Origin of the sequence: Saccharibacillus sp. CPCC 101409 (assembly GCF_030518235.1) — a bacterium.
Taxonomy (GTDB): domain Bacteria; phylum Bacillota; class Bacilli; order Paenibacillales; family Paenibacillaceae; genus Saccharibacillus.
The window spans coordinates 87,799-107,824 of the sequence record NZ_JAULSA010000007.1 but is presented as its reverse complement, the minus strand read 5'-3'; the positions used below and the strand labels follow the sequence as shown (position 1 = coordinate 107,824).

Annotated in this window: 19 protein-coding genes and 1 riboswitch; of the genes, 8 read left to right on the top strand and 11 right to left on the bottom strand. The window is 54.9% G+C overall.

Annotated elements, in window-relative coordinates; genetic code table 11:
* Positions 1-94 precede the first annotated feature (94 nt).
* A complete protein-coding gene (locus tag QWJ34_RS16315; protein WP_302729423.1) occupies positions 95-658 on the bottom strand; it encodes a hypothetical protein in 564 nt (187 codons plus the stop codon).
* A gap of 14 nt (positions 659-672) precedes the next feature.
* Here QWJ34_RS16315 and QWJ34_RS16310 point away from each other — a divergent pair, with 14 nt between their 5' ends.
* The 3 genes from QWJ34_RS16310 (at position 673) to QWJ34_RS16300 (ending at position 6,243) form a co-directional block, all read left to right on the top strand.
* Complete coding sequence (locus tag QWJ34_RS16310) at positions 673-2,799, top strand: BglG family transcription antiterminator (RefSeq protein WP_302729421.1); 2,127 nt, start codon at positions 673-675, stop codon at positions 2,797-2,799.
* Entirely contained in the window at positions 2,796-4,772 is a 1,977-nt protein-coding gene (locus QWJ34_RS16305; protein ID WP_302729419.1) for a PTS mannitol transporter subunit IICBA, read from the top strand. Before QWJ34_RS16310 ends, QWJ34_RS16305 begins: the two co-directional genes overlap by 4 nt.
* Positions 4,773-5,094: 322 nt before the next feature.
* The gene (locus tag QWJ34_RS16300; protein WP_302729418.1) at positions 5,095-6,243 is read left to right on the top strand and encodes a mannitol-1-phosphate 5-dehydrogenase; all 1,149 of its coding nucleotides are present in this window, start codon (positions 5,095-5,097) and stop codon (positions 6,241-6,243) included.
* 81 nt (positions 6,244-6,324) lie between these two features.
* Here the strand turns inward: QWJ34_RS16300 and QWJ34_RS16295 are convergent, their stop codons facing one another.
* The 5 genes from QWJ34_RS16295 to QWJ34_RS16275 all read right to left on the bottom strand — a co-directional run bounded on the left by QWJ34_RS16295 (position 6,325) and on the right by QWJ34_RS16275 (position 9,585).
* Positions 6,325-6,612, bottom strand: coding sequence for a hypothetical protein (locus QWJ34_RS16295; protein ID WP_302729416.1), 288 nt, complete (start codon positions 6,610-6,612; stop codon positions 6,325-6,327).
* A gap of 17 nt (positions 6,613-6,629) precedes the next feature.
* The gene (locus QWJ34_RS16290; RefSeq protein ID WP_302729414.1) at positions 6,630-7,154 is read right to left on the bottom strand and encodes a hypothetical protein; all 525 of its coding nucleotides are present in this window, start codon (positions 7,152-7,154) and stop codon (positions 6,630-6,632) included.
* Positions 7,141-7,968: a hypothetical protein gene (locus tag QWJ34_RS16285; protein WP_302729412.1), complete on the bottom strand. Its 828-nt coding sequence runs from the start codon at positions 7,966-7,968 to the stop codon at positions 7,141-7,143. Before QWJ34_RS16285 ends, QWJ34_RS16290 begins: the two co-directional genes overlap by 14 nt.
* 16 nt (positions 7,969-7,984) lie before the next feature.
* A complete protein-coding gene (locus tag QWJ34_RS16280; protein WP_302729411.1) occupies positions 7,985-8,350 on the bottom strand; it encodes a helix-turn-helix domain-containing protein in 366 nt (121 codons plus the stop codon).
* Positions 8,351-8,478: 128 nt separating this feature from the next.
* Entirely contained in the window at positions 8,479-9,585 is a 1,107-nt protein-coding gene (locus QWJ34_RS16275; protein WP_302729410.1) for a metallophosphoesterase, read from the bottom strand.
* Between the two features lie 379 nt (positions 9,586-9,964).
* Between QWJ34_RS16275 and QWJ34_RS16270 the strand changes: the two genes are divergently transcribed.
* Complete coding sequence (locus QWJ34_RS16270; RefSeq protein WP_302729408.1) at positions 9,965-11,164, top strand: saccharopine dehydrogenase family protein; 1,200 nt, start codon at positions 9,965-9,967, stop codon at positions 11,162-11,164.
* 22 nt (positions 11,165-11,186) lie between these two features.
* On the top strand, positions 11,187-12,329 hold the full coding sequence (nspC, locus tag QWJ34_RS16265) for a carboxynorspermidine decarboxylase (protein WP_302729406.1): 1,143 nt from the start codon (positions 11,187-11,189) through the stop codon (positions 12,327-12,329).
* A gap of 74 nt (positions 12,330-12,403) precedes the next feature.
* Here nspC and QWJ34_RS16260 read toward each other — a convergent pair whose 3' ends face one another.
* Positions 12,404-12,895 carry a glycosyl-4,4'-diaponeurosporenoate acyltransferase CrtO family protein gene (locus QWJ34_RS16260; RefSeq protein WP_302729404.1) on the bottom strand — a complete coding sequence of 164 codons (492 nt, stop codon included), beginning with the start codon at positions 12,893-12,895 and terminating at the stop codon, positions 12,404-12,406.
* Positions 12,896-13,622: 727 nt separating this feature from the next.
* Here QWJ34_RS16260 and QWJ34_RS16255 point away from each other — a divergent pair.
* The gene (locus QWJ34_RS16255; RefSeq protein WP_302729402.1) at positions 13,623-13,910 is read left to right on the top strand and encodes a hypothetical protein; all 288 of its coding nucleotides are present in this window, start codon (positions 13,623-13,625) and stop codon (positions 13,908-13,910) included.
* A 64-nt stretch (positions 13,911-13,974) separates the two neighbouring features.
* Here the strand turns inward: QWJ34_RS16255 and QWJ34_RS16250 are convergent, their stop codons facing one another.
* On the bottom strand, positions 13,975-14,913 hold the full coding sequence (locus tag QWJ34_RS16250) for an aldo/keto reductase (protein ID WP_302729401.1): 939 nt from the start codon (positions 14,911-14,913) through the stop codon (positions 13,975-13,977).
* Between the two features lie 234 nt (positions 14,914-15,147).
* Between QWJ34_RS16250 and QWJ34_RS16245 the strand changes: the two genes are divergently transcribed.
* Positions 15,148-15,531, top strand: a complete 384-nt coding sequence (locus tag QWJ34_RS16245; protein WP_302729399.1) for a MerR family transcriptional regulator — start codon at positions 15,148-15,150, stop codon at positions 15,529-15,531.
* Between the two features lie 49 nt (positions 15,532-15,580).
* Here QWJ34_RS16245 and QWJ34_RS16240 read toward each other — a convergent pair whose 3' ends face one another.
* The 3 genes from QWJ34_RS16240 to QWJ34_RS16230 form a co-directional block, all read right to left on the bottom strand.
* Positions 15,581-16,393, bottom strand: a complete 813-nt coding sequence (locus tag QWJ34_RS16240) for an undecaprenyl-diphosphate phosphatase (protein ID WP_302729398.1) — start codon at positions 16,391-16,393, stop codon at positions 15,581-15,583.
* Between the two features lie 281 nt (positions 16,394-16,674).
* Entirely contained in the window at positions 16,675-17,736 is a 1,062-nt protein-coding gene (locus QWJ34_RS16235; RefSeq protein ID WP_302729396.1) for an EAL domain-containing protein, read from the bottom strand.
* Positions 17,737-18,025: 289 nt separating this feature from the next.
* On the bottom strand, positions 18,026-18,442 hold the full coding sequence (locus tag QWJ34_RS16230; RefSeq protein ID WP_302729394.1) for a pyridoxamine 5'-phosphate oxidase family protein: 417 nt from the start codon (positions 18,440-18,442) through the stop codon (positions 18,026-18,028).
* 179 nt (positions 18,443-18,621) lie between these two features.
* Positions 18,622-18,733: riboswitch (TPP riboswitch) on the top strand.
* A 216-nt stretch (positions 18,734-18,949) separates the two neighbouring features.
* On the opposite strand from QWJ34_RS16230, the gene QWJ34_RS16225 reads away from it, so the two are divergent.
* A complete protein-coding gene (locus tag QWJ34_RS16225) occupies positions 18,950-20,023 on the top strand; it encodes an ABC transporter substrate-binding protein (RefSeq protein ID WP_302729392.1) in 1,074 nt (357 codons plus the stop codon).
* The last annotated feature ends 3 nt before the right edge of the window (positions 20,024-20,026 follow it).

The following is a 20,026-nucleotide window of genomic DNA, read 5'->3' as shown; positions in this document are numbered from 1 at the left end:
GGCATAAACCGCCTATTTTGCTCAAATAAGTGCGCCTCGTTCCGTTAGAAATTTATACGAGCCTAAAAACCGCAAATAACGTTTCCTGTTTCCGTTAGCGGCCAGCCCGCTTGTTTGGGCACCGACCCGCTTTCATTTTCCATCCTCGTTCCACGCTCTCTTTCTGCTTTCTTTCCGCTCTCATGCCGATTTCGTTCTGCTTACTCGCCAATTCTCCGCCGATTCCTCCCGCCGACGTTTTTTCTTCGCGTTCCCGCGTCTTTTCCTTGCTAATTTCCCCGCTTCCTTTTATCATGTAACCGTTAACATCCATCCTTTTACAGCCGATACATATATCAAGCGATTCAGCATCTTCTCTGGGATGAAAGAATATGCTTGTTTTTGCAGAAAAAATGATTGATTTGTCGCTGATTGGAGTAATAATTGAATGGAAATCTTTTGGAAAGTGACAAGAGTATCGGGGGGACGATGCGCCGTTCTTCGGCTTTGTCACCGGTTGACTCGGGACAAAGTCCGGCATCTTTCCTTTGCTATTCGGAAGCGGGGTGCTTAAAATTTGAGAAGAGGACGAGATCAAGTGAGCGGTGCCACCGGCTGCTTTTCGTCTAAACCCCGTTTCCGGGGAAATGGTATCGTTTTCAAAAATGTGGGGTTGCAAAAGGAGGAATCCGCGTGGACAAACCTACCGGGCGACTGCTGCCGATTCTGAAGCTTCTTCTCGCTTCGAAAGGCCGGTTCGTTACGGTAAGGGATCTGTCGGATGAACTGGACGTCAGTGAAAGAACGGTCAAACGCGAACTTCCCGGTGTGGAACACTGGCTCTCGGCAAGAGGAGCCCGGTTGATCCGCAAACCCGGGGCCGGAGTCAAACTCGAAGCCGCGCCGGAACAACTCGATTCTCTTATAGAAGAAATGAGCGCGGTAAGTACCATCAGGGAGTACAGCCGTGACGAACGGCATTACTTTCTGATCAGCGAGCTGCTGCTCGCGGACGAGCCCGTCAAGTCGTACCGTTTCGCCTCGCAGTTCAAAGTTACCGAAAGCACGCTGAGCACCGATCTCGACCGGGCGGAAGAATGGCTGGAGCCGTTCGGCCTGCGGCTGGTCCGCAAGCCGGGATACGGCGTTTACGTCGAAGGCAGCGAAAGCCGTATCCGTTCGGCGCTGATCCAGCTGGTTTACGAAAGTATCGCCGAAGACCAGCTGGCCGGGCTGCTGAGCAGTCCGCCGAGCGCCGCCGCTTCCGACCCGGCCAGAGTGAGGAGCCACATCCGAAGCCGGCTGCTCAATCTGATCGACGAAGGAGCCGCCGAACGGCTGCAGCTGCTGGTCGAAGAGCTGGAAAGCAGCCTCGACCTGAAGCTGACCGACAGCGCCTACGTCGGACTCGCTGTCCATCTGGCGCTCGCCCTTCAGCGAATCCGCTCCGGACAGCGAATCGTGATCGACTCGCGCGTGCTTGCAGATCTGAAGACGCTCGGCGAATTCGACAAAGCCCGCCGGCTTGCCGGCAGGCTCGAAGAAATGCTGGGCATCGACATTCCGGAAGACGAGATCGGCTACATCACGATGCACCTCAAAGGCGCCGAGACCCGGTTGGACGGCGAAGCGGACAATTATTACGACCATGTCAGCTTCGAACTGGTCCGCCTGGCCCGCAACATGCTCAAAGCCGCCGAAGCGGAGTTCGGCTACGAACTGAAGGGCAGCAGCAAACTTTTTGCCGGATTCGTCCATCACCTGGGCCCGGCCGTCGAACGGCTGAGGCTCGGACTGGATATCCGCAATCCGCTGCTGCGGCAGATTCGCGAACAGTACGAAGACGTATTCGGCATCGCGGCCAAGTGCTCGGAGATTCTCGCCGCTTACGTCGACCGAAGCGTTCCCGATTCGGAAGTCGGTTATATCGCGATGCATCTCGGCGCGATGAGCGAGTACGCGAGAGCCGAACGCCCTTCGCCCAAAGTGCTGATCGCCTGCGCAAGCGGGATGGGCACTTCGGGACTGCTGCTGGCGAGGGTCCGCAAGGAATTCCCCGTCTTCAACCTGATCGGCCTCGCTTCCGCTTCGGAAGCGGCCGTCAGCAGGGAAGCGGATTTCATTATCTCGACCGTCGACGTCGAGACCGATACGCCCGTCGTGCGAGTGTCGGCCCTGCTGTCCTTCCAGGACGTCGAGCAGATCCGGCGCTTCGCGGACGAGACGCAGCGCAAATCCGTCAAGAAGAAACGCCGGACGGAGCTGCATACCGATCTCGTCGGCACGCTGGAAGAGCATCGCCAGACGCTCGAAGGCATTCTGGATCTGGTCAAGCATGTCGATATCGACAGCGATCTTCCTTCCCGCGACGTGGACGAACTGATCGGCGCGATCGCCAAACGCTTCACCGGAAACACGGCCGACGCCGCCGTGCTCGAGCGCGAACTGCACGAGCGCGAACGGCTCGGCGAGACCGTCCTGTCGCAGGACGGACTCATCCTGCTTCACTGCCGCTCCGAAGTGGTGGCCAAACTTACGCTCGGCATTTTCCGGTTCCCGGAAGGAATCGCCGCCGAGTCGGAAGACAAACAGCCCGTTCGGCTCAAAGCGGCCCTGCTGCTGCTCGCTCCCAAGAGCAGCGGCAAGTCCTACCTCCAGGCGGCCGGCGAGATCAGCAAATCGCTGATCGACAGACCCGGATTCGCCGCCCGGCTCGCTTTGTCCGAACCGGACAAGCTCAAAAGCGAGATCGCGGACATGATGCGAGAGCTTTATGCAAGAAAAATAGAACAATATACATTGGAGGTTGAACAACTATGAGCAGCATTTCCACGCCAGCCAAAGCCGGCGGCGCAAGACAGGGCGTCCAGAAATTCGGCCGTTTCCTGAGCGCAATGGTTATGCCGAATATCGGCGCGTTTATCGCATGGGGCCTGATCACCGCCCTCTTTATCCCGACGGGCTGGTGGCCGAACGCCGATCTGGCCAAACTCGTCGGTCCGATGATCAACTATCTGCTGCCGCTTCTGATCGCATACAGCGGCGGTAAAATGGTCGCCGACCACCGCGGCGGCGTACTCGGCGCCATCGCCGTTATGGGTGTTATTATCGGCGCGGACGGAACCCCGATGTTCCTGGGCGCCATGATTATGGGGCCTCTCGCCGGCTGGGTCATCAAACAGTTCGACCGTGCCGTCGAAGGCAAGATTCCGGCCGGTTTCGAAATGCTGATCAACAACTTCTCGGCCGGTATCATCGGCGCGGCGCTGGCAATCGGCGGTTTCTACGGAGTAGGTCCGGTTATCAGCGGATTTACGCACCTGCTGGAATCCGGCGTGCAAACGATCGTAAACTGGGGCCTGCTGCCGCTCGTTTCGATCTTCGTCGAGCCCGGCAAGATTCTGTTCCTGAACAACGCGATCAACCACGGGATCTTCACTCCGCTGGGCACCGATCAGGCGCTGTCTACCGGCAAGTCGATCTTCTTCCTGCTCGAAGCCAACCCGGGTCCGGGTCTGGGCGTCCTGCTGGCGTACTGGGTATTCGCCAAAGGCTCGATCAAAAGCTCCGCTCCGGGCGCGATTATCATCCAGTTCCTGGGCGGTATCCATGAAATCTACTTCCCTTACGTGCTGATGAGACCGGTTCTGATCCTGGCCGTTATCCTGGGCGGAATGTCCGGCGTATTCACGCTCAACCTGCTGAACGCGGGTCTGGTATCGGCCGCTTCCCCGGGCAGTATCCTGGCAATCATGGCCGTAGCGCCTAAAGGCGGACACCTTGTCGTTCTGGCCGGCGTAGCCGTAGCCGCTATCGTATCGTTCCTGGTCTCCGCGTTCTTCCTGCGCAACTACAAAGCGGACGACGAAGATCTGGCTAAAGCGCGCGAAGCTTCGCAGGCTATGAAAGGCAGCAATGCCGGCGTTGCCGCTTCCTCGACAGCGGGCACAACCGTGCGCGTAAACGGCAAAGTAGAAAAAATCGTCTTCGCCTGCGACGCGGGCATGGGTTCGAGCGCAATGGGCGCTTCGTCTTTCCGCAAAAAAGTCAAAGCGGCGGGCCTGCCGATCAACGTAACCAATACTGCGATCGATAATATTCCGTCGGACGCGGATATCGTCGTCACCCAGCAAACGCTGACCGACCGCGCCAGAGCGAAAGCTCCGAACGCGCATCACGTTTCGATCGACAACTTTATCAACAATCCGGTTTACGAAGACCTGATCGAAGAGTTGAAAGCTTCCCAGGCCGGCGGATCGCCGGCAGAACGCAACACGACGGCGACTACGCCGGACGCGCAGTGGGATATCGACAACGCGCTGGACAAAGCCGCTCCGGGCGCCGGAAGCAGCGTCGTTCACTCGGATATCCTGCGTAAAGAAAACATCCGCCTCGGCCTGCCGAGCGTCAGCAAAGAAGAAGCGATCCGCGAAGCGGGCAGACTGCTTTCCGCATCCGGCTACGTTAGACCGGGTTACGTGGACGCCATGATCGAACGCGAAGGCGTGGCTTCGACTTACATCGGCAACGGCGTGGCGATCCCTCACGGCGTCGGCACGGCGAAGAACGAGATCGAGAACTCCGGCATCATCGTGCTCCAGTATCCGAACGGCGTCGAATTCGAAGCCGGTACGGCTTACCTGGTTGTCGGCATTGCCGGCGCGCGCGGCGAACACCTGAAGATTCTGACGAAGATCGCCGAAGCGATCGAGGACGAATCGACGGTGCAGCGCCTGGCCAAGACCAACGATGTCGACGATATCTACAACACGCTGAGCGTACAACCCGAATAAGCTCGACCCCCGCCAACAAGCCGGAAAGAGAACCCCTCTCTTTCCGGCTGCGGCGTTTGGAACCGCTGTGCGAACAACCTTTCTTTTCTTGCCTGTCGGGAAGAAATACAATGCGATTCAAATCCGTATTTCCCGTCTTCCCGTTTCCCAACCGGCGAAACGGGTTGATATTTTTTTGTGGACTTTCTGTGTTTGACGGGAAGGACAATCCTTCCCCCAATAGGCGGTCGTATTTCGATCGGAGCGACCTTTGGCTTCCCGAAGGGAAACAACCCGAGCGACGGGCGAAATACGATCGTACTTATGATGGAGGTATTTGATTATGTCTAAAAAAGCGATTCAATTCGGAGCGGGCAATATCGGCAGAGGATTTATCGGAGCGCTGCTCGTCGAAGCGGGCTACGAGCTGGTCTTCGCCGACGTTAACGAAGCCATGATCAACGAACTGAACGAGAAGCACGGCTATACCATCCATATCCTCGACCTGGACAAGCGCGAGATTCCGGTTACCGGCGTATCCGGCGTTCTCTCGAACAGCCCGGAGCTGTCGCGGCATATCGCCCAAGCCGAGATTATCACCACGGCCGTAGGCCCGAACGTACTTAAATTTATCGCCGTCAATATCGCGGCCGGGCTCGAAGAGCGCGTCAAAGCCGGAGCCGGCCCGCTGAACATCATCGCCTGCGAGAACATGGTCGGCGCAAGTTCGCACCTCAAAGAACAGGTGTACACGCACCTCTCCGACGAAGCGAAAGCTTATGCGGACGAGCATGTGGGCTTCCCGAACTGCTCCGTCGACCGCATCGTGCCTCCGTTCAAAGGCGATACCCTGCTCGACGTGGGCGTGGAATCGTTCTTCGAATGGATCGTCGAAGAGCCGGCGTTCAAAGGCGGCGTGCCGAATATCGAAGGCATGAAGCTGACCGATACGCTGATCGCCTACGTACAGCGCAAACTCTACACCCTGAACACGGGCCATGCGATCACGGCTTACCTGGGCTATCTCAAAGGCCTGCCGACCGTCGACAAAGCGATCGAAGACGAGTCCGTGCACGCGGTCGTTCGCGGCGCAATGGAAGAAAGCGGCGCGGCGCTGGTCAAGGAGCACGGCTTCGACGCCGGCGAACACGCCAAATACATCGACAAGATCGAGAAGCGTTTCCGCAACCCGTATCTCAACGACGATGTCAGCCGCGTCGGCCGCGAACCGCTGCGCAAGCTGGGGCCGAACGACCGCCTGAGCGGTCCGGCGCGCATGGCGCTGGGACTGGACCTTCCGATCGACAACCTGCTGACCGGCATCGCCGCCGCCCTGCACTACGACAACCCGGAAGACAAGCAGTCCGTCGAACTCCAGGCTTCCATCAAGGAAAAAGGCCTGGAAAGCGCGATTGCCGAAGCGACCGGCTTTACCGAAGACAGCGGCGAGAACGCGAAGATTGCGGAAGCTTACGAGACGCTGAAGAAGTAAAAGCAATAACGGATCCGCACTTATATCACGCCAATCCAAAAGAAGCCCGTATTTATTTACGGCTTCTTTTTTTATGTTTTCTCAGAAAATAATCCGATAATGCTCATGACTTTCACATAAGTGGATAAACAGCGCCGTACCTACAACATGCTCATGGAAACCGGTTGTTCGATCAGGATGCAATGAAACATATTGGGAGGATTTCGGATTGGGGCGCAGCGCGACAAGATCGTCGACATTGAGCAGCCCCCTTTTTACCGATTCGTATAGCGTAACGTCAGTAGTCAGGAATGAAACGGAAGAAAAATCGCTAATGGAAAGCGGTATAACTTTGAGGTTTTTAAGAATTCTATTTTTCAAGTCGATCATACCGAAGTCGCTTGTAGCTATCGAGATATTTCCAATCTCAAGCGAATAGTGGGCAAGCAAAAACATAAAGAAATAATTGAAACTTCGCCGGCATTCTTTTTAGTCGTGGAGGTCTCCGTATTTCTCGTAAAGAACCCTTCTTCATAAAAGCGCTCAATCCAGTCATCGGGAAGTTCGTCGGATTCAAACTTTCTATACCGATTGAAAAACCGCTGTGATTCCTGAAAAGGAGAGGCCACCCGCAGCAGTTCGAATAAAGTTCGATCCCGATATTCCAGCATAGGCAAATAATCCTCGTTTTCGCGTACGACAATCGTCCGGTTGGGAATATCATTGACGTATTCTCTTTTCCCGCTGTGATGTTCGTATTCGTTTTGAACCCATTCCGGAATCAGGATCAGGTCGTATGGAGCAAAAATGAATTCGGCGGTCAGCTTGTCGCGATGTTGAAAATAAAACTGAATATTGTTTGTGTCCAGAATCAGCACATTAGCCTGGCTCCGTTTTCTCAATATGGATTCAATCTCGTCATAACCGCTCATCATACCGCTCCTTCATTTGTGCTCGTACTGCTTTATATTTATTCTCCCAATGCAGGATCACCTCCAAATTGTCTTTGTACATGTCCACATCCGGATGCTTGTCAATCGATTTCATGATTGCATTTTTGATTGAAGAGAGATTGACCACTAGAGAAGGCTTAATCAGCGTATCATCCAACGCATGTTCCTGAAATAATGCCGACCATTCATTTATTGTTAACCTTTGGTCGAAGAAGCTTTTTACCTCAATTTGCAAAAGGTGGTTTCGATTACGCCTCGCAAGCTGATACAGCTCTATGAGTATGGCTTTGTAAGGAGCTTTGAAAGATTTGATGCAGTGAGCGATCTTCACAAAAAAATCACTATGCTTCAAAGAAAGATAATAATCGTACAAATCCGAGTTTCTGAAAAGCATTTGGCTTGCAAAATAATCTGCTTTTCGCTCATTCAGATCGAATTCCGTAGAAATCTCATAATTGCTTTTTTTAGGCTCGTTCATCTCCGCGTATTCGGTCAGATGGAAAACTTCATGCCAGTAAATAAAATATTGATAGACTCGGGGTTGGGCGGTATTGATGATGGGAACCGCTTTGCCGTCACCAAACTGTCGGATCGCGCCGCCCAGATTCTCGTCGGGGATAGGAACTTCGATCAGATGATACTCTTTCAAAATTTCCAGCGCCTGCTGTTCAACTGAAAGAGACGTCCACTTGATGATTCTCTGCTCGATGTAAGCGATATGAGAAGCAACCGTTTTGGAAATACGTTCATTCGCTTCGATAGTCTCATCCAAGTTCTCGCCGGTAATCCGCATACAACTCAACCTCTCCTTATTTCATATGCATAGAAAAGATATCCAACATATTATCCAGACCGTCCAGCAATTCGCCTGCCTGCCAGCTTCGCTCAACTTGCGTTCCGTGGTCCGAAAAGGCATAAGCGGGAGCGGATGAATAGAATGCGCTTGTCTGCGCGGTTAAAAAGTATTTTTCGTTCAGATTGAAAGCTGTATTGATTCTGTCGATTTGATCGTTGTAAACTGTCGGATTCGGACTTTCCGCTCTCAAGATCCGATCGATGGTCGGGCGCGAAATGCCGGTAAGCTTTGAAAACGAAAGTTTGGAATAACCGTTTAAGCGGATAAAATCTAGTAAATTCTTCGCAATGCTATCTTGATATTCAAAGTAGTTAATCATAGAAATACACCTCCGCACACACTTTATACTTTCATTTTAACATCCGATTCAAAGATTGTAAAAATAGTTTTTACAATCATTAAAAATGAGACTGGCATATAAGCCAATCTCACCGGAAAAGAACCCATTCACTTAAAGCTCACATCAATCACCACAAGCTCCGACCGTGTCCCGATCCGAAAAGGCAGTCCCCAGAAGCCGTAGCCGGACGTCACGATCGAATCCATCTTTCCTTTTTGCAGATAACCCCAGTCGTTCTCGTAAATCCGGTTCGTAATGAAATTCGCCGGGAAGATCTGGCCGCGGTGCGTGTGCCCCGATACTTCCAGATCGATGCCGGCCTGCGCCGCCAGCTCCAGCTCGTACGGCTGATGATCCAGCAGGATGAGCGGCGACGCCGGATCGGCCTGCCGCGCCAGCTCCGCGACGGACAGCCTCGCCGCATCGGTCCGGTCTTTGCGCCCGATCAGCGTGACCGGCAGCCCTTCGCTCGTGACTTCGTCGTACAGCAAAGTCATCCCGCTGTCTTCCAATGTGCGGATCAGCGTCGTATCGCCCGCTTCCAGCCGGTCGTGGTTGCCGAGCGAAGCGTACACCGGCGCTTCGATGCCGCGCAGAATCTCCGGGATGCCCTGCTTGACGTACTGGACGATATCGTCGTCCACCAGGTCGCCGGGAAACAGCACCAGGTCCGGCTGCTGTTCGTTAATCAGGCGCACCAGCCGCTTCGCGTGCGAAGGGCCGGACAGCGCGCCGAAATGCGTATCGGCCGCCATGACGATCTTCATCTCTGTGCGCCCGTCCAGCGCCGGCTTGTCGATCCGGACGTCATACGCGCGTACAACCGGGCTGTAGGCGCTGTAGACGCCGTAAGCACCCGCCAACAGCGTCAGTACCGCCGCCGTGAGCGTTGCGCGCCGGGTCAATCTGCGTCGGTCGATCCTGCTGAATATTCTAAACAGCAGCACCACAATGTTCGTAAGCGGCAAAATAAACACCATCAGGTAAGCGAAGGTCAGCCAGACGCCCGCCGCCCAGTGCGGCCAGGCATACTCGCTGAACCGGAAACGGGCAAACATCGACCAGGCCGCAAGCAGCAGTGCAGCGGACAGCGCGACCAGCCAGCGCCGCCGAAGATCCGGACGAAACGCTTTGATTCCTTTCCATACATTCCATCCGATATAGAGTACGAACGCGTGATACACAAGCAGAAAGATGATCAAGCCTACAGCCACCGGACGGTCTCCTCTCCCCGGAGCGGCAGTTTCATTGCGCAAGCCGTCCGTTTTCTCTCCATTATACGAAGCGGGCAAGCCGAAAGCCAAATACCCGGGAAACGGAGTACGCTTTGCGCAAAGGGGTAATACTATACAGGGAACGCCGCCCGTTCGCATGGACGAGCCCTGTCCGGATCGGGCCGACAAACCATCCGCTGAACGGACAAAACGGAGGAATACGACGGATTATTGAGGATTTGTGTAAAAACCATGTTAAAATCCCGGGCCGATTCCGAAAACCGCCGTTTTTTTCACGTTTTTCTTGTGTTTTTGCGGAATAGTTTGTATAATCCTTCTTGTTGATTTTTTAAACGGACTAACTAAGGGGGGACTGATTTTGGGAAAAGCATTGATTATCGGAGCCGGCGGCGTAGCAAGCGTTGTCGTGCACAAGTGTGTCCAGAATCCGGATGTATTTGAGGAAATTTGTATCGCGAGCCGGACACTGTCGAAATGTGAAGCTTTGAAGAATAAGTTGGACGGAGGCCGCACGAAGATTTCAATCGCGCAGGTCGACGCCGACCGCACGGAAGAGGTTGTGGAGCTGATCAAAAGCTTCGGGCCGGACATCGTAATCAACGTCGCGCTCCCTTATCAGGACCTGACGATTATGGACGCGTGTCTCGAAACGGGCGTTCATTACCTCGACACGGCCAACTACGAGCCGCTCGACAATCCGAAATTCGAATATAAATGGCAGTGGGCTTATCGCGAGAAGTTCGAGAAAGCCGGCCTGACGGCGGTTCTGGGCAGCGGCTTCGACCCGGGCGTCACCGGCGTATTCAGTGCCTATGCGCTCAAGCACTACTTCGACGAGATTCACCAGATCGATATCGTCGACGCCAACGCGGGCGATCACGGCTATCCGTTCGCGACCAACTTCAACCCGGAGATCAATATCCGCGAGATCACGGCGAAGGGCCGCTACTGGGAAAAAGGCGAATGGATCGAGACTCCTCCCCTGTCGGAGAAAAAAGTCTACGATCTGCCGGAGATCGGACCGAAAGATATCTACCTCCTCTATCATGAAGAGCTGGAATCCCTTGCCGAGAACATGCCGGGCCTGCAAAAAATCCGTTTCTGGATGACGTTCTCGCAGAACTACCTGAACCACCTGAAAGTGCTGGAGAACGTCGGCATGACTTCCATCGAGCCGATCGAGTTCGAAGGCCAAAAAATCGCGCCGCTTCAGTTCCTGAAAGCCGTTCTGCCGGACCCGGCATCGCTCGGACCGCGCACGAAAGGCAAAACGAACATCGGCTGTATTTTCCAGGGCACCAAGAACGGCGAACCGAAAACGTACTACGTGTACAACGTATGCGATCACGAAGAATGCTACCGCGAAGTCGGTTCCCAGGCGATCTCCTACACGACGGGCGTTCCTGCCATGATCGGCGCCATGATGGTCCTCAAAGGCCTCTGGAAAAAGCCGGGCGTCTACAACGTGGAAGAGTTCGATCCGGACCCGTTCATGGAAGAACTGAACAAACAAGGCCTGCCGTGGGTAGAGGACTTCTCGCCGACCCTGCTGGACTAAGGCGTAGGAGGACATACTCATCATGACAGACATCGATTTCAGCGCCGTCCCTTCTCCCTGCTACGTGGTGGACGAGCGCCTGCTCACCAATAACCTGGAGCTGCTCGGCTCCGTTCAGGAGCGCACCGGCGCCAAGATCCTGCTCGCCCAGAAAGGCTTCTCCATGTTCGCGGAGTATCCCCTGGTCGGCAAATATCTGGCGGGCGTGACGTCCAGTTCGCTGTTCGAAGCGCGTCTGGGTTACGAGAAAATGGGCAAAGAAGTGCATGTGTACGCGCCGGCTTACGTGGATCGCGAGTTCGACGAGCTGCTGAGCTATACCGACCACATCGTGTTCAACTCGTTCGCCCAGTGGCGCAAGTTCAAAGACAAAGTCCTGAACTACCCGGGCCGCAAGATCGAAGTGGGCCTGCGCATCAACCCGGAATATTCGGAGCTTGAAGTGCCGCTGTACGATCCCTGCTCGCCGTACTCCCGCATGGGCATCACGCTGGAGAACTTCGACGAATCGGATCTCGAAGGCATCGACGGCCTGCATTTCCACACGATGTGCGAGCAGAACTCCGACACGCTGGAGAACACGCTCAAGGTTGTCGACGAGAAGTTCGGTCATCTTATTTCGAAAATGAAATGGCTGAACTTCGGCGGCGGGCACCATATCACGCGTCCCGACTACGACGTCGAGCGCCTGATCCGCTGCATCGAATTCGCGCGCGACAAGTACGACGTGCAGGTGTATCTGGAGCCGGGCGAAGCGATCGCGCTGAACACGGGCTACCTGGTGGCGACCGTGCTCGACACGATCAAAAACGGCATGGACATCGCCATCCTCGACACATCGGCGGAATGCCATATGCCGGACGTACTGGCGATGCCTTACCGCCCGAACATCGCGGGCGCCGGCATGCCGGGCGAGAAAGCGATCACGTACCGCCTCGGCGGCATGACCTGCCTGGCCGGCGACGTGATCGGCGACTACTCGTTCGACCGTCCGCTGGAAGTCGGCGACAAGCTGGTCTTCGGCGATATGGCGCATTACACGATGGTCAAGAACCATATGTTCAACGGCGTCAACCTCCCTTCGATCGCGTCTTACAATGACGAAGAAGGGATTAAGGTGATTCGCGAGTTTAAGTTCGAGGATTACAGTTCGCGGTTGTCTTAAAGGTTATGCAAAAAAAGTCCGGCTCCTTTTGGAGGATGCCGGACTTTTTTTGCTGCTCGGAACCTTTTGTCGCATCAGGCCCCGTTCTTGCTTCTATGCGCCAAATGCGATCTCAAACGAATCAGCCGCGGCCGGTTGTACCTCTGAATCAAGCAAAACGGGATCTGAACGATCAGATTGATTCCCGCACACATGAACGCCATAAGCGCGTAATCGCCCGGATTCACTCCTATGCAGGCAAAGCCCAGGATCGCCATGGCCAAATGCCCGACTTCCCCGTATTTCGTTTCTAAAATGAATTTATCCGCATACTCCAACGTGATTTTCTCATGGAGCGTTTTCTTTTGAAATTTCCATAATCCCCCGCCTTCCGGAAGCCTGTCTTTCCACCGATCGATGCGGACCTTTTTATATAATTTCCTTTCAAAAGAACGCTCCGCGAAGAACCAATCGTTTTTCTCATACCAGGACCCGGGCAGGAAACGAACCGCATGGGCTGTCCCAAGACAGCAGACCAGCCAATATAACGTATTGATGACGATCATCCATACAATGAATCCGTTCATGTTCCACCGCCCTTGTGTGAGTAAGCAGGACTGGCATCTTTATCGCCCGCTTCTATACGAACATACTATACCCAAATCGAATGTCCAGGCAGCGGACTCTTGCATTTAGGACAATGAACTAACGGTATTTCAAAAGCTTCATCCAGTGCTCTCCATCTATCCGGACAGCCATAATACAATTCCGGAATTGTCGGATTTGCAATTTGTACTCTGTACATAGTTACCGGCTGCGTCTTGGCGTCCGATCGGGCCTAGGCCATACATGTACAAGGACTGCGGCGTTCCGGAGGCGTTCGTTTCCATAAGCACCTGCGACAGCGCGGCGTGCGCGTTGTTTTGCGTGACTTTTCGGCGACAAATTGGTAAAAAAAAGAAGACTCCTCCTTCCCGCTTTGCTGCCGGCAGCAAAGCGGGGCAAGATCCCAAACGAAAAATAGCGGCATACGTACACTTATTTGGTCCAAAATGCTTCCGTTTCTTCAAATAGCGACGCAGGTGCAGCTATTCGGGAGCTAGAGGCCGAATCGAAGTGAAAAAGCTCGAAATAATGGTATGAGCGTAGTTATTTTCTCGAAAGAGTAAGATTAAGCCTGAATAAGGACCTATACGCAGCTATTTTAGATTCGTCTTAGGTTTACATCAAATCGTTTCTCGACAATCTGACCGAATACAAAAGTATCCTGTTTTTTTATCGCGAAAATACTTAAAACGGAAAGGAATCTGCCCCATGGAAATCCTATTTTTCTTTGTCGTTCTGTTCTGCCTCGTTATTCTGCTTGCCGTGCTGCTGCAAAGCGAGCATAAGCTTCAAGACGCTTTGCTGATTCTGATTTTCCTGTCTCTGGGCAACGCCCTACTGCTGCTTCGCGTCTATACGGGCGGCGGGGCGAACGAATATCTGTTTTGGTTTGCGCTGAGTTCCGAGCAGGCTTACAACGGCATCACGATTTCCGCCGCTATCGCCCTGATCTGCTTCACGATATTCATGACGAAAAAGATGACGGCTTCGGACTGAACGTTATCCGTCCTCCATGCCTGCTTCGGTCCGCACCGGTCCAGACAATGCCGGCCTTCCGCGCTTAATACCGCTCTCCCTGCACCGCCTCCCGCGGCATCGCTTCTTCGATGCGGCGCAGATCCTGCGGTGTCAGCTCGATATGGACGGCGCCCGCATTCTCCTCCAGATAAGACACGCGCTTCGTTCCCGGGATCGGCAGGGCGCCCTGTTCGAGCGTCCAGGCGATCGCCAGTTGGGACGGCGTGCAGTGTTTCTCCGCGGCGATTTCTTTGACCCGGTCCGCCAATTCCAGATTTCTGCCGAAGTTGTCGCCCTGGAAGCGCGGCAGCATCCGGCGGTAATCCGACGCGTCGAAATCTTCGAACGTCCGCACCGCTCCGGACAGGAATCCTCTGCTCAGCGGACTGTAGGCGACGAAGGTAATGCCCAGCTCGCTTACGGTCGGCAGAATATCGGCTTCGACTTCCCGGCTCCACAGGGAATACTCGGTTTGCAGCGCGGTGATCGGATGCACGGCATGCGCCCGGCGGATCTGGTCCGCGGAAGCTTCCGACAGCCCGATATAGCGAACTTTGCCCACCCGCACCAGCTCGGCCATCGCGCCCACGGTTTCTTCGATTGGCACCTCGGGGTCGATCCGGTGGTAGTAGTACAGGTCGATATGGTCCATGTTCAATCGCGACAGGCTGCGGTCGATCGCCGCCCGCACATATTCCGGCCGGCCGTTCACGCCTTGAAAATTGGGCCCGACCGCAAACTTCGAAGCCACGACGGCCTGCTCGCGGCGTCCTTGCAGCGCGCGGCCCAGCAGCTCCTCGTTATGCCCGTTGCCGTAGCAGTCGGCGGTGTCCAGCAGCGTGACGTCCAGTTCCAGCGCGCGGTGAATCGTCCGAATCGATTCCCGGTCGTCGGCTTTTCCGTACAGCTCCGACATCCCCATCAGTCCCAGTCCGATCGCCGAAGTTTGCAAATCGCTTTGACCCAAAGTTCTCGTTTTCATATCCAATCCGTCCTCTCGGTTCTATGATTTCCGTTCTGTACACAGCATAAGCAATCAAGTAAACTTGAAGTCAAGCTTCTATTTTCGTTCATGCAATGATCTATTAATCATAGAGAAATAGCGAAATTCACTGTAAAACGGCTAAAAATTCGCGCTTCTTTTGGCCGTAATCTCAATACGTCCGCTATCCGATATTAAAGTGCACTTTAATCAAAAGAAAGAAGGAACCGCAAAATGATCAGCATCAAAGAAGTTACCGAAATAACGGGACTGCCCGCTCCCACGCTGCGTTATTACGAGAAAGAAGGACTGCTTCCGCATGTAAAAAGGGACGAAGGAGGCAAGCGGCTGTACGACGACGAAGATCTCAGCTGGGTGCAGTTTGTGACCGCGCTGCGGGCTACCGGCATGCCGATCGCCCAGATCCAGCAATACGTTTACCTCTACAAAGAAGGAGATACCACGATCCCCGAGCGCAAACAAATGATGCTGCAGCACAAAAAAGAGATTGAGCGCAGCATCAAAGAGCTGTACCTCAATCTCGATAAAATCAATTATAAACTGGCTTTGTACGACGTGATGGAAACGCAGCTCAACCGGGAAGAACTCAAGTTCTAGGGCGTGTCCCGCTTGCGCGCCGCAAGCTGCTGCGCCGCCCGGGCGCGGCCTACAGCAGCACCAGCAGCAGAATCCCCGCCACAAAGCAGTAATACGCGAAGTACTTCAGATTGCCTTTCGCCATAATGCCCATAAACCATCTCATCGCAAAGTAGGTCACGATCAGGGTCGCGGCGAACGCCAGGACGTAAGGCCACAGCATACCCGGCGCTTCGGACGTGCTGATAATGTCCGGCAGCCCCAGCACGATCGCGCCGAGGCTGACCGGGATATACAGCATAAACGAGAATCGCAGCGCCGTGTCCTGCTTCATGCCCGTCGCGATCGACGCGATCACCGTCGAGCCGGAGCGGCTGACGCCGGGAATCAGCGCGACCGCCTGGGCGAGACCGACCAGCAGCGCATCGCGCGCTTTGAGGTCGCCGTCCTGCTTGCGGCCGCGCATATTGCGGATCAGCCACAGGGCGACGCCCGTGAACAGCAGCGCGATCGCGACGGTCTTGACCGACGAGAACGTGTCTTCGATCCAGTCTTTGAACAGCAGCCCGACGACCACCGCCGGGATCGTGCCGATAATCACGTAAACCACGAACATAAAGTCCGACCGGTATACCTGCTCGCGCGTGCGCAGGTAATTCCACGTTCCCGAGACGAGCCGTCCGATATCGTGCCGATAAATAAAAGCGATTGCCAGCAGCGAAGCCGTATTGGTCAGAATTTCAAACGTCAGTCCGGCCTGCTCCACCCCGAGCAGCCGCTGCGCGATAATCAGGTGTCCGCTGGACGAGACCGGGATCGGCTCGGTTACGCCCTGCACAATGCCCAGAATCAGATATTTCAGCCACAGCCATGCGTCTTCCATCGTTCTCCCACTTTCCATGCAAATTCTATGTATAACACTCTACACATTTCTCTAACTTAACATAGGCCGCGGCTATTTGAAACCCGAACCGCTTCTTGCAAACCCGCCCGGACGGCCCGGGCAAGCGCCAAAAAAAGACTTCGCCTTCCCCCAAGCGCATGTCTTCAAACCAAATCTGCTTCCTTCGAGGTTTGAAGACACGCCCTGAACGGCGGATAGCGAAGTCCCGAATTTCAAACGTTCCGTATATCGCGGAATTCCCGGACGCGAATCGGCGGCGTTTATAAAGCCTGATGTCCGACCGGACCGGCCGCCGCCGGCTCGGCCTGCGGACGTCCGAACAAATAGCCCTGCGCAAGCGGGATTCCGCTGCTCAGGCAGTATTCGTACTCTCCGCGCCGCTCGATGCCTTCCGCCAGCACGCGGCCGCCGAATTCTTCCGAACGCTCGACGATCTCGCGAATCTTGCGCTGTTTCTCCGGCGACTCGTCGCACCGGTCGATCAGGCCGCGGTCGATCTTGACGTAATCCGGCTTCAGCAGGCTGAGCAGCTCGGGCGTCGAATAGCCGGAGCCCACATCGTCCAGCGCAACCGAGATGCCGCGCGAACGGTACACGTTGAAGATGCGCTGAAGATGGGCCATATCGTTGATTTTTTCCGTTTCCACCACTTCGAACACAAAGTCCTGCGGGTCCAGGTCGTAGCGCTGAATCGCGGCGAAGGTGTGCGTCAGGCAGTATTCGGGATTATAGATCGACGACGGCAGGAAGTTGATAAACCGCTTGATCCCTTTGGGCAGCACTTCCGAACTTCGTCGGATCGCCGAGATTCGCGCGGAGCGGTCCAGAAACGAGTGCATCCCGGTGCGGCGCGCCACGTCGAACAGTTCGAACGGATTGAACGAAGCTTCGCCCGGCGCGGGACGCAGCAGGAATTCGTAAGCGACGATATTTTCGCCATGATCGACGATCGGCTGCAGAAAGCTCGTAAACCGCTCCCGCGTAATAATCCCGACCATGTCCATATGCTGGAATCTTGCGGCCAACTGCGTAAACGGAAGCCACGGCAGCAGTTCCGGACGGCTGTTCTCCCCTGCGATCTTCACTTCCAGCGCATCGGTCCACTCGACCGGCAGGCTGTTCAGCCATTCCGCCATGTCCAGAAATTGTTCCTTGCTCGTATACGAAAAAAACAGACTGTTCTTGTTCCCCTGTTCACGTCCGCATGCCCAGCCTTGTTCTTCGATCAGCCGGCCCAGCATCTGACCGATCGGACGCAAGTATACGGTACCCCAATCTTCGATCGGTCTGACAGGCATGCAGGTGCTGCATATATGGTTCATCCCTGAGGAAACCCCCTCGTATATCTTAAAATGCCACTCTAATTTTATGATTCTTTGGACCCAGAAAGCAAGCGAGCGATTTTCGGGTTATTACCCATACCAAATGAATTAGAAACAGGGTTTTTATATCTATTTTTATTTCGCGTCTTATTTGTATATCGGCATTTTTCGATTTTATTCGCAGCTTTTTCCGCATACAAAAAAAGCTCCCGCCGGAACTTTTCATCCGGTCGGGAGCTTTCGGCGTTCTATATGAGACGTTCCGATGCTTTAAAAAAAGAAAAAGCGATCAGCCTTCCCAGACTTCGACTTCATGCTTGTTCTTGGCGTACTCGGCGCGCTTCGGCGTAATCTTCAGCACGACATAGTTCGGGTCTTCCGGTCCTTCGAGCCACTGCTCGAACGCGTCGTTCCACAGCTTTTTGCGCAGATCGTCGTCTTTGGTAATCTCGGCCGTGCCTTCGATCTGCACTTCGTCCTGCGTCCCGCCCTGTTCGAAGCCCAGCAGCAGCGCGACGCGCGGATTCTGTTCGAGTTCTTCGACTTTATGCGTTTTGGCGCTGGTCACCAGATAAACGGTCAGTCCTTCGTTAAACACGGTCATATAACGCACTTTCGGCTGCCCGCCTTCGACCGTGGCGAAAGAGCCGAAACGGTTGCGCTCCAGCGTTTCCGTAATTTTTTGTTCAAGTTGTTGTTGGTCCATGTTCGAAAAGCCTCCTAATAAGTAAGATAAGTTGGATGCAGCGGCGTTTCTGGTTCATGGTGCATAATAGTAAGTACCCGAATAGAGGAAAGTGAACCGTACCGCTTCGGCGGCGCGGCTTCATGCTGGACAGTGCGCGCTTTAAGGACTATAATGACACCGAAGCAGCTCGAAAACTTCATAACCCCGGGGGGTGCCGGATAATGGCCGGCTGAGATTGTATCCCGCAAGATACTGACCCTTATACCTGATCTGGGTAATGCCAGCGTAGGAACGTTAGAGCGACGACCGCTTTTTCCGTAAAAGGAACAGCCGCGCCGCCCATATCATCGACGTGACGCGTCCCGGAATCCGGGACGCTTTTTTCGTGCGTTTCGGCGGGCATGGACAGATGGGCGGCATGAACGGACGGGCGGACGCTTCGCATAACTAACCATAACTAATATAGAAGCGTTTCCGGCAGCTTGTCTCGCTCAGGAAACGCAAACAAAGGGGATTGAAACCGCAATGAAATTATGGACACGCACCGGCAAAACGATTAAACCGCTCCGCCTGCTCGCTCCGGCGGCCGCGCTGCTGCTGGCGCTGACCGCCTGCTCGGGCGGCGGCTCAAACGGCGGCTCAAACGCGGAAACGGGCGATTCGGCCGAAACCGGCGGCGAAACGCAGCAGCTGCGCGATGTGAGCGTCGTGCTCGACTGGACGCCGAATACGAACCACACCGGCCTGTATGCCGCGGTGGATCAAGGCTTTTATAAAGAAGAAGGGCTGAACGTGCAGATTCTCCAGCCGGGCGCGGGCGGCGCCGACCAGATGGTCGCCTCCGGCGAAGTGCCGTTCGGCGTCAGCTACCAGGAAAGCATCACCCAGGCGCGGGCGCAGAACGTTCCGCTCGTATCGATCGCGGCGGTGATCCAGCATAACACGTCGGGCTTCGCCGCTCCGGCGGACCGGAATATCGAATCGCCCAAAGACTTCGAAGGCAAGCGCTACGGCGGCTGGGGTTCCCCGGTCGAAGAAGCGGTCATGAAGTCGATTATGGACCGGGAAGGCGCGGACGTGGGCAAAGTGGAGTTTATCAATATGGGCGACGCCGACTTCTTCACCGCGGTCAAACGCGATATCGACTTTGCCTGGATCTTCTACGCGTGGACGGGGATCGAAGCGGAGCTGCGCAATGAACCAATCGATATGCTGTACGTCAAAGATTACTCCGACAGCCTCGACTACTACACGCCGGTCATCGCCACGAACGAGAAGCAGATCGCGGACGATCCGGAGCTGGTCAAAGCGTTTATGAAAGCGACGGCCGAAGGTTACGAATACGCGATCGACCATCCGGAAGAAGCCGCCGATATCCTGATCAAAGCGGTGCCGGACCTCGATCCCGAACTGGTCAAAGCCAGCCAGAAATGGCTCAGCCCGAAATATCAAGACGACGCGGCCCAGTGGGGCTGGCAGAAGCCGGAAGTGTGGAAGAACTACGGCGAGTGGATGAGTTCGCAGCAGCTGCTCGAAGGCGACTTCGATCCGGCCAAGGCGTTCACGAACGATTATCTGCCGGCGGCCGACGCCAAGTAAGTT

Coding starts and splice junctions, on each gene's coding strand:
- QWJ34_RS16255 (WP_302729402.1), top strand. CDS start 13,623: ATGGAAATCCTATTTTTCTTTGTCGTTCTGTTCTGCCTCGTTATTCTG.
- QWJ34_RS16225 (WP_302729392.1), top strand. CDS start 18,950: ATGAAATTATGGACACGCACCGGCAAAACGATTAAACCGCTCCGCCTG.
- nspC (WP_302729406.1), top strand. CDS start 11,187: ATGACAGACATCGATTTCAGCGCCGTCCCTTCTCCCTGCTACGTGGTG.
- QWJ34_RS16285 (WP_302729412.1), bottom strand. CDS start 7,968: ATGCGGATTACCGGCGAGAACTTGGATGAGACTATCGAAGCGAATGAA.
- QWJ34_RS16235 (WP_302729396.1), bottom strand. CDS start 17,736: ATGAACCATATATGCAGCACCTGCATGCCTGTCAGACCGATCGAAGAT.
- QWJ34_RS16260 (WP_302729404.1), bottom strand. CDS start 12,895: ATGAACGGATTCATTGTATGGATGATCGTCATCAATACGTTATATTGG.
- QWJ34_RS16290 (WP_302729414.1), bottom strand. CDS start 7,154: ATGAGCGGTTATGACGAGATTGAATCCATATTGAGAAAACGGAGCCAG.
- QWJ34_RS16240 (WP_302729398.1), bottom strand. CDS start 16,393: ATGGAAGACGCATGGCTGTGGCTGAAATATCTGATTCTGGGCATTGTG.
- QWJ34_RS16295 (WP_302729416.1), bottom strand. CDS start 6,612: ATGATCGACTTGAAAAATAGAATTCTTAAAAACCTCAAAGTTATACCG.
- QWJ34_RS16300 (WP_302729418.1), top strand. CDS start 5,095: ATGTCTAAAAAAGCGATTCAATTCGGAGCGGGCAATATCGGCAGAGGA.
- QWJ34_RS16280 (WP_302729411.1), bottom strand. CDS start 8,350: ATGATTAACTACTTTGAATATCAAGATAGCATTGCGAAGAATTTACTA.
- QWJ34_RS16250 (WP_302729401.1), bottom strand. CDS start 14,913: ATGAAAACGAGAACTTTGGGTCAAAGCGATTTGCAAACTTCGGCGATC.
- QWJ34_RS16245 (WP_302729399.1), top strand. CDS start 15,148: ATGATCAGCATCAAAGAAGTTACCGAAATAACGGGACTGCCCGCTCCC.
- QWJ34_RS16230 (WP_302729394.1), bottom strand. CDS start 18,442: ATGGACCAACAACAACTTGAACAAAAAATTACGGAAACGCTGGAGCGC.
- QWJ34_RS16305 (WP_302729419.1), top strand. CDS start 2,796: ATGAGCAGCATTTCCACGCCAGCCAAAGCCGGCGGCGCAAGACAGGGC.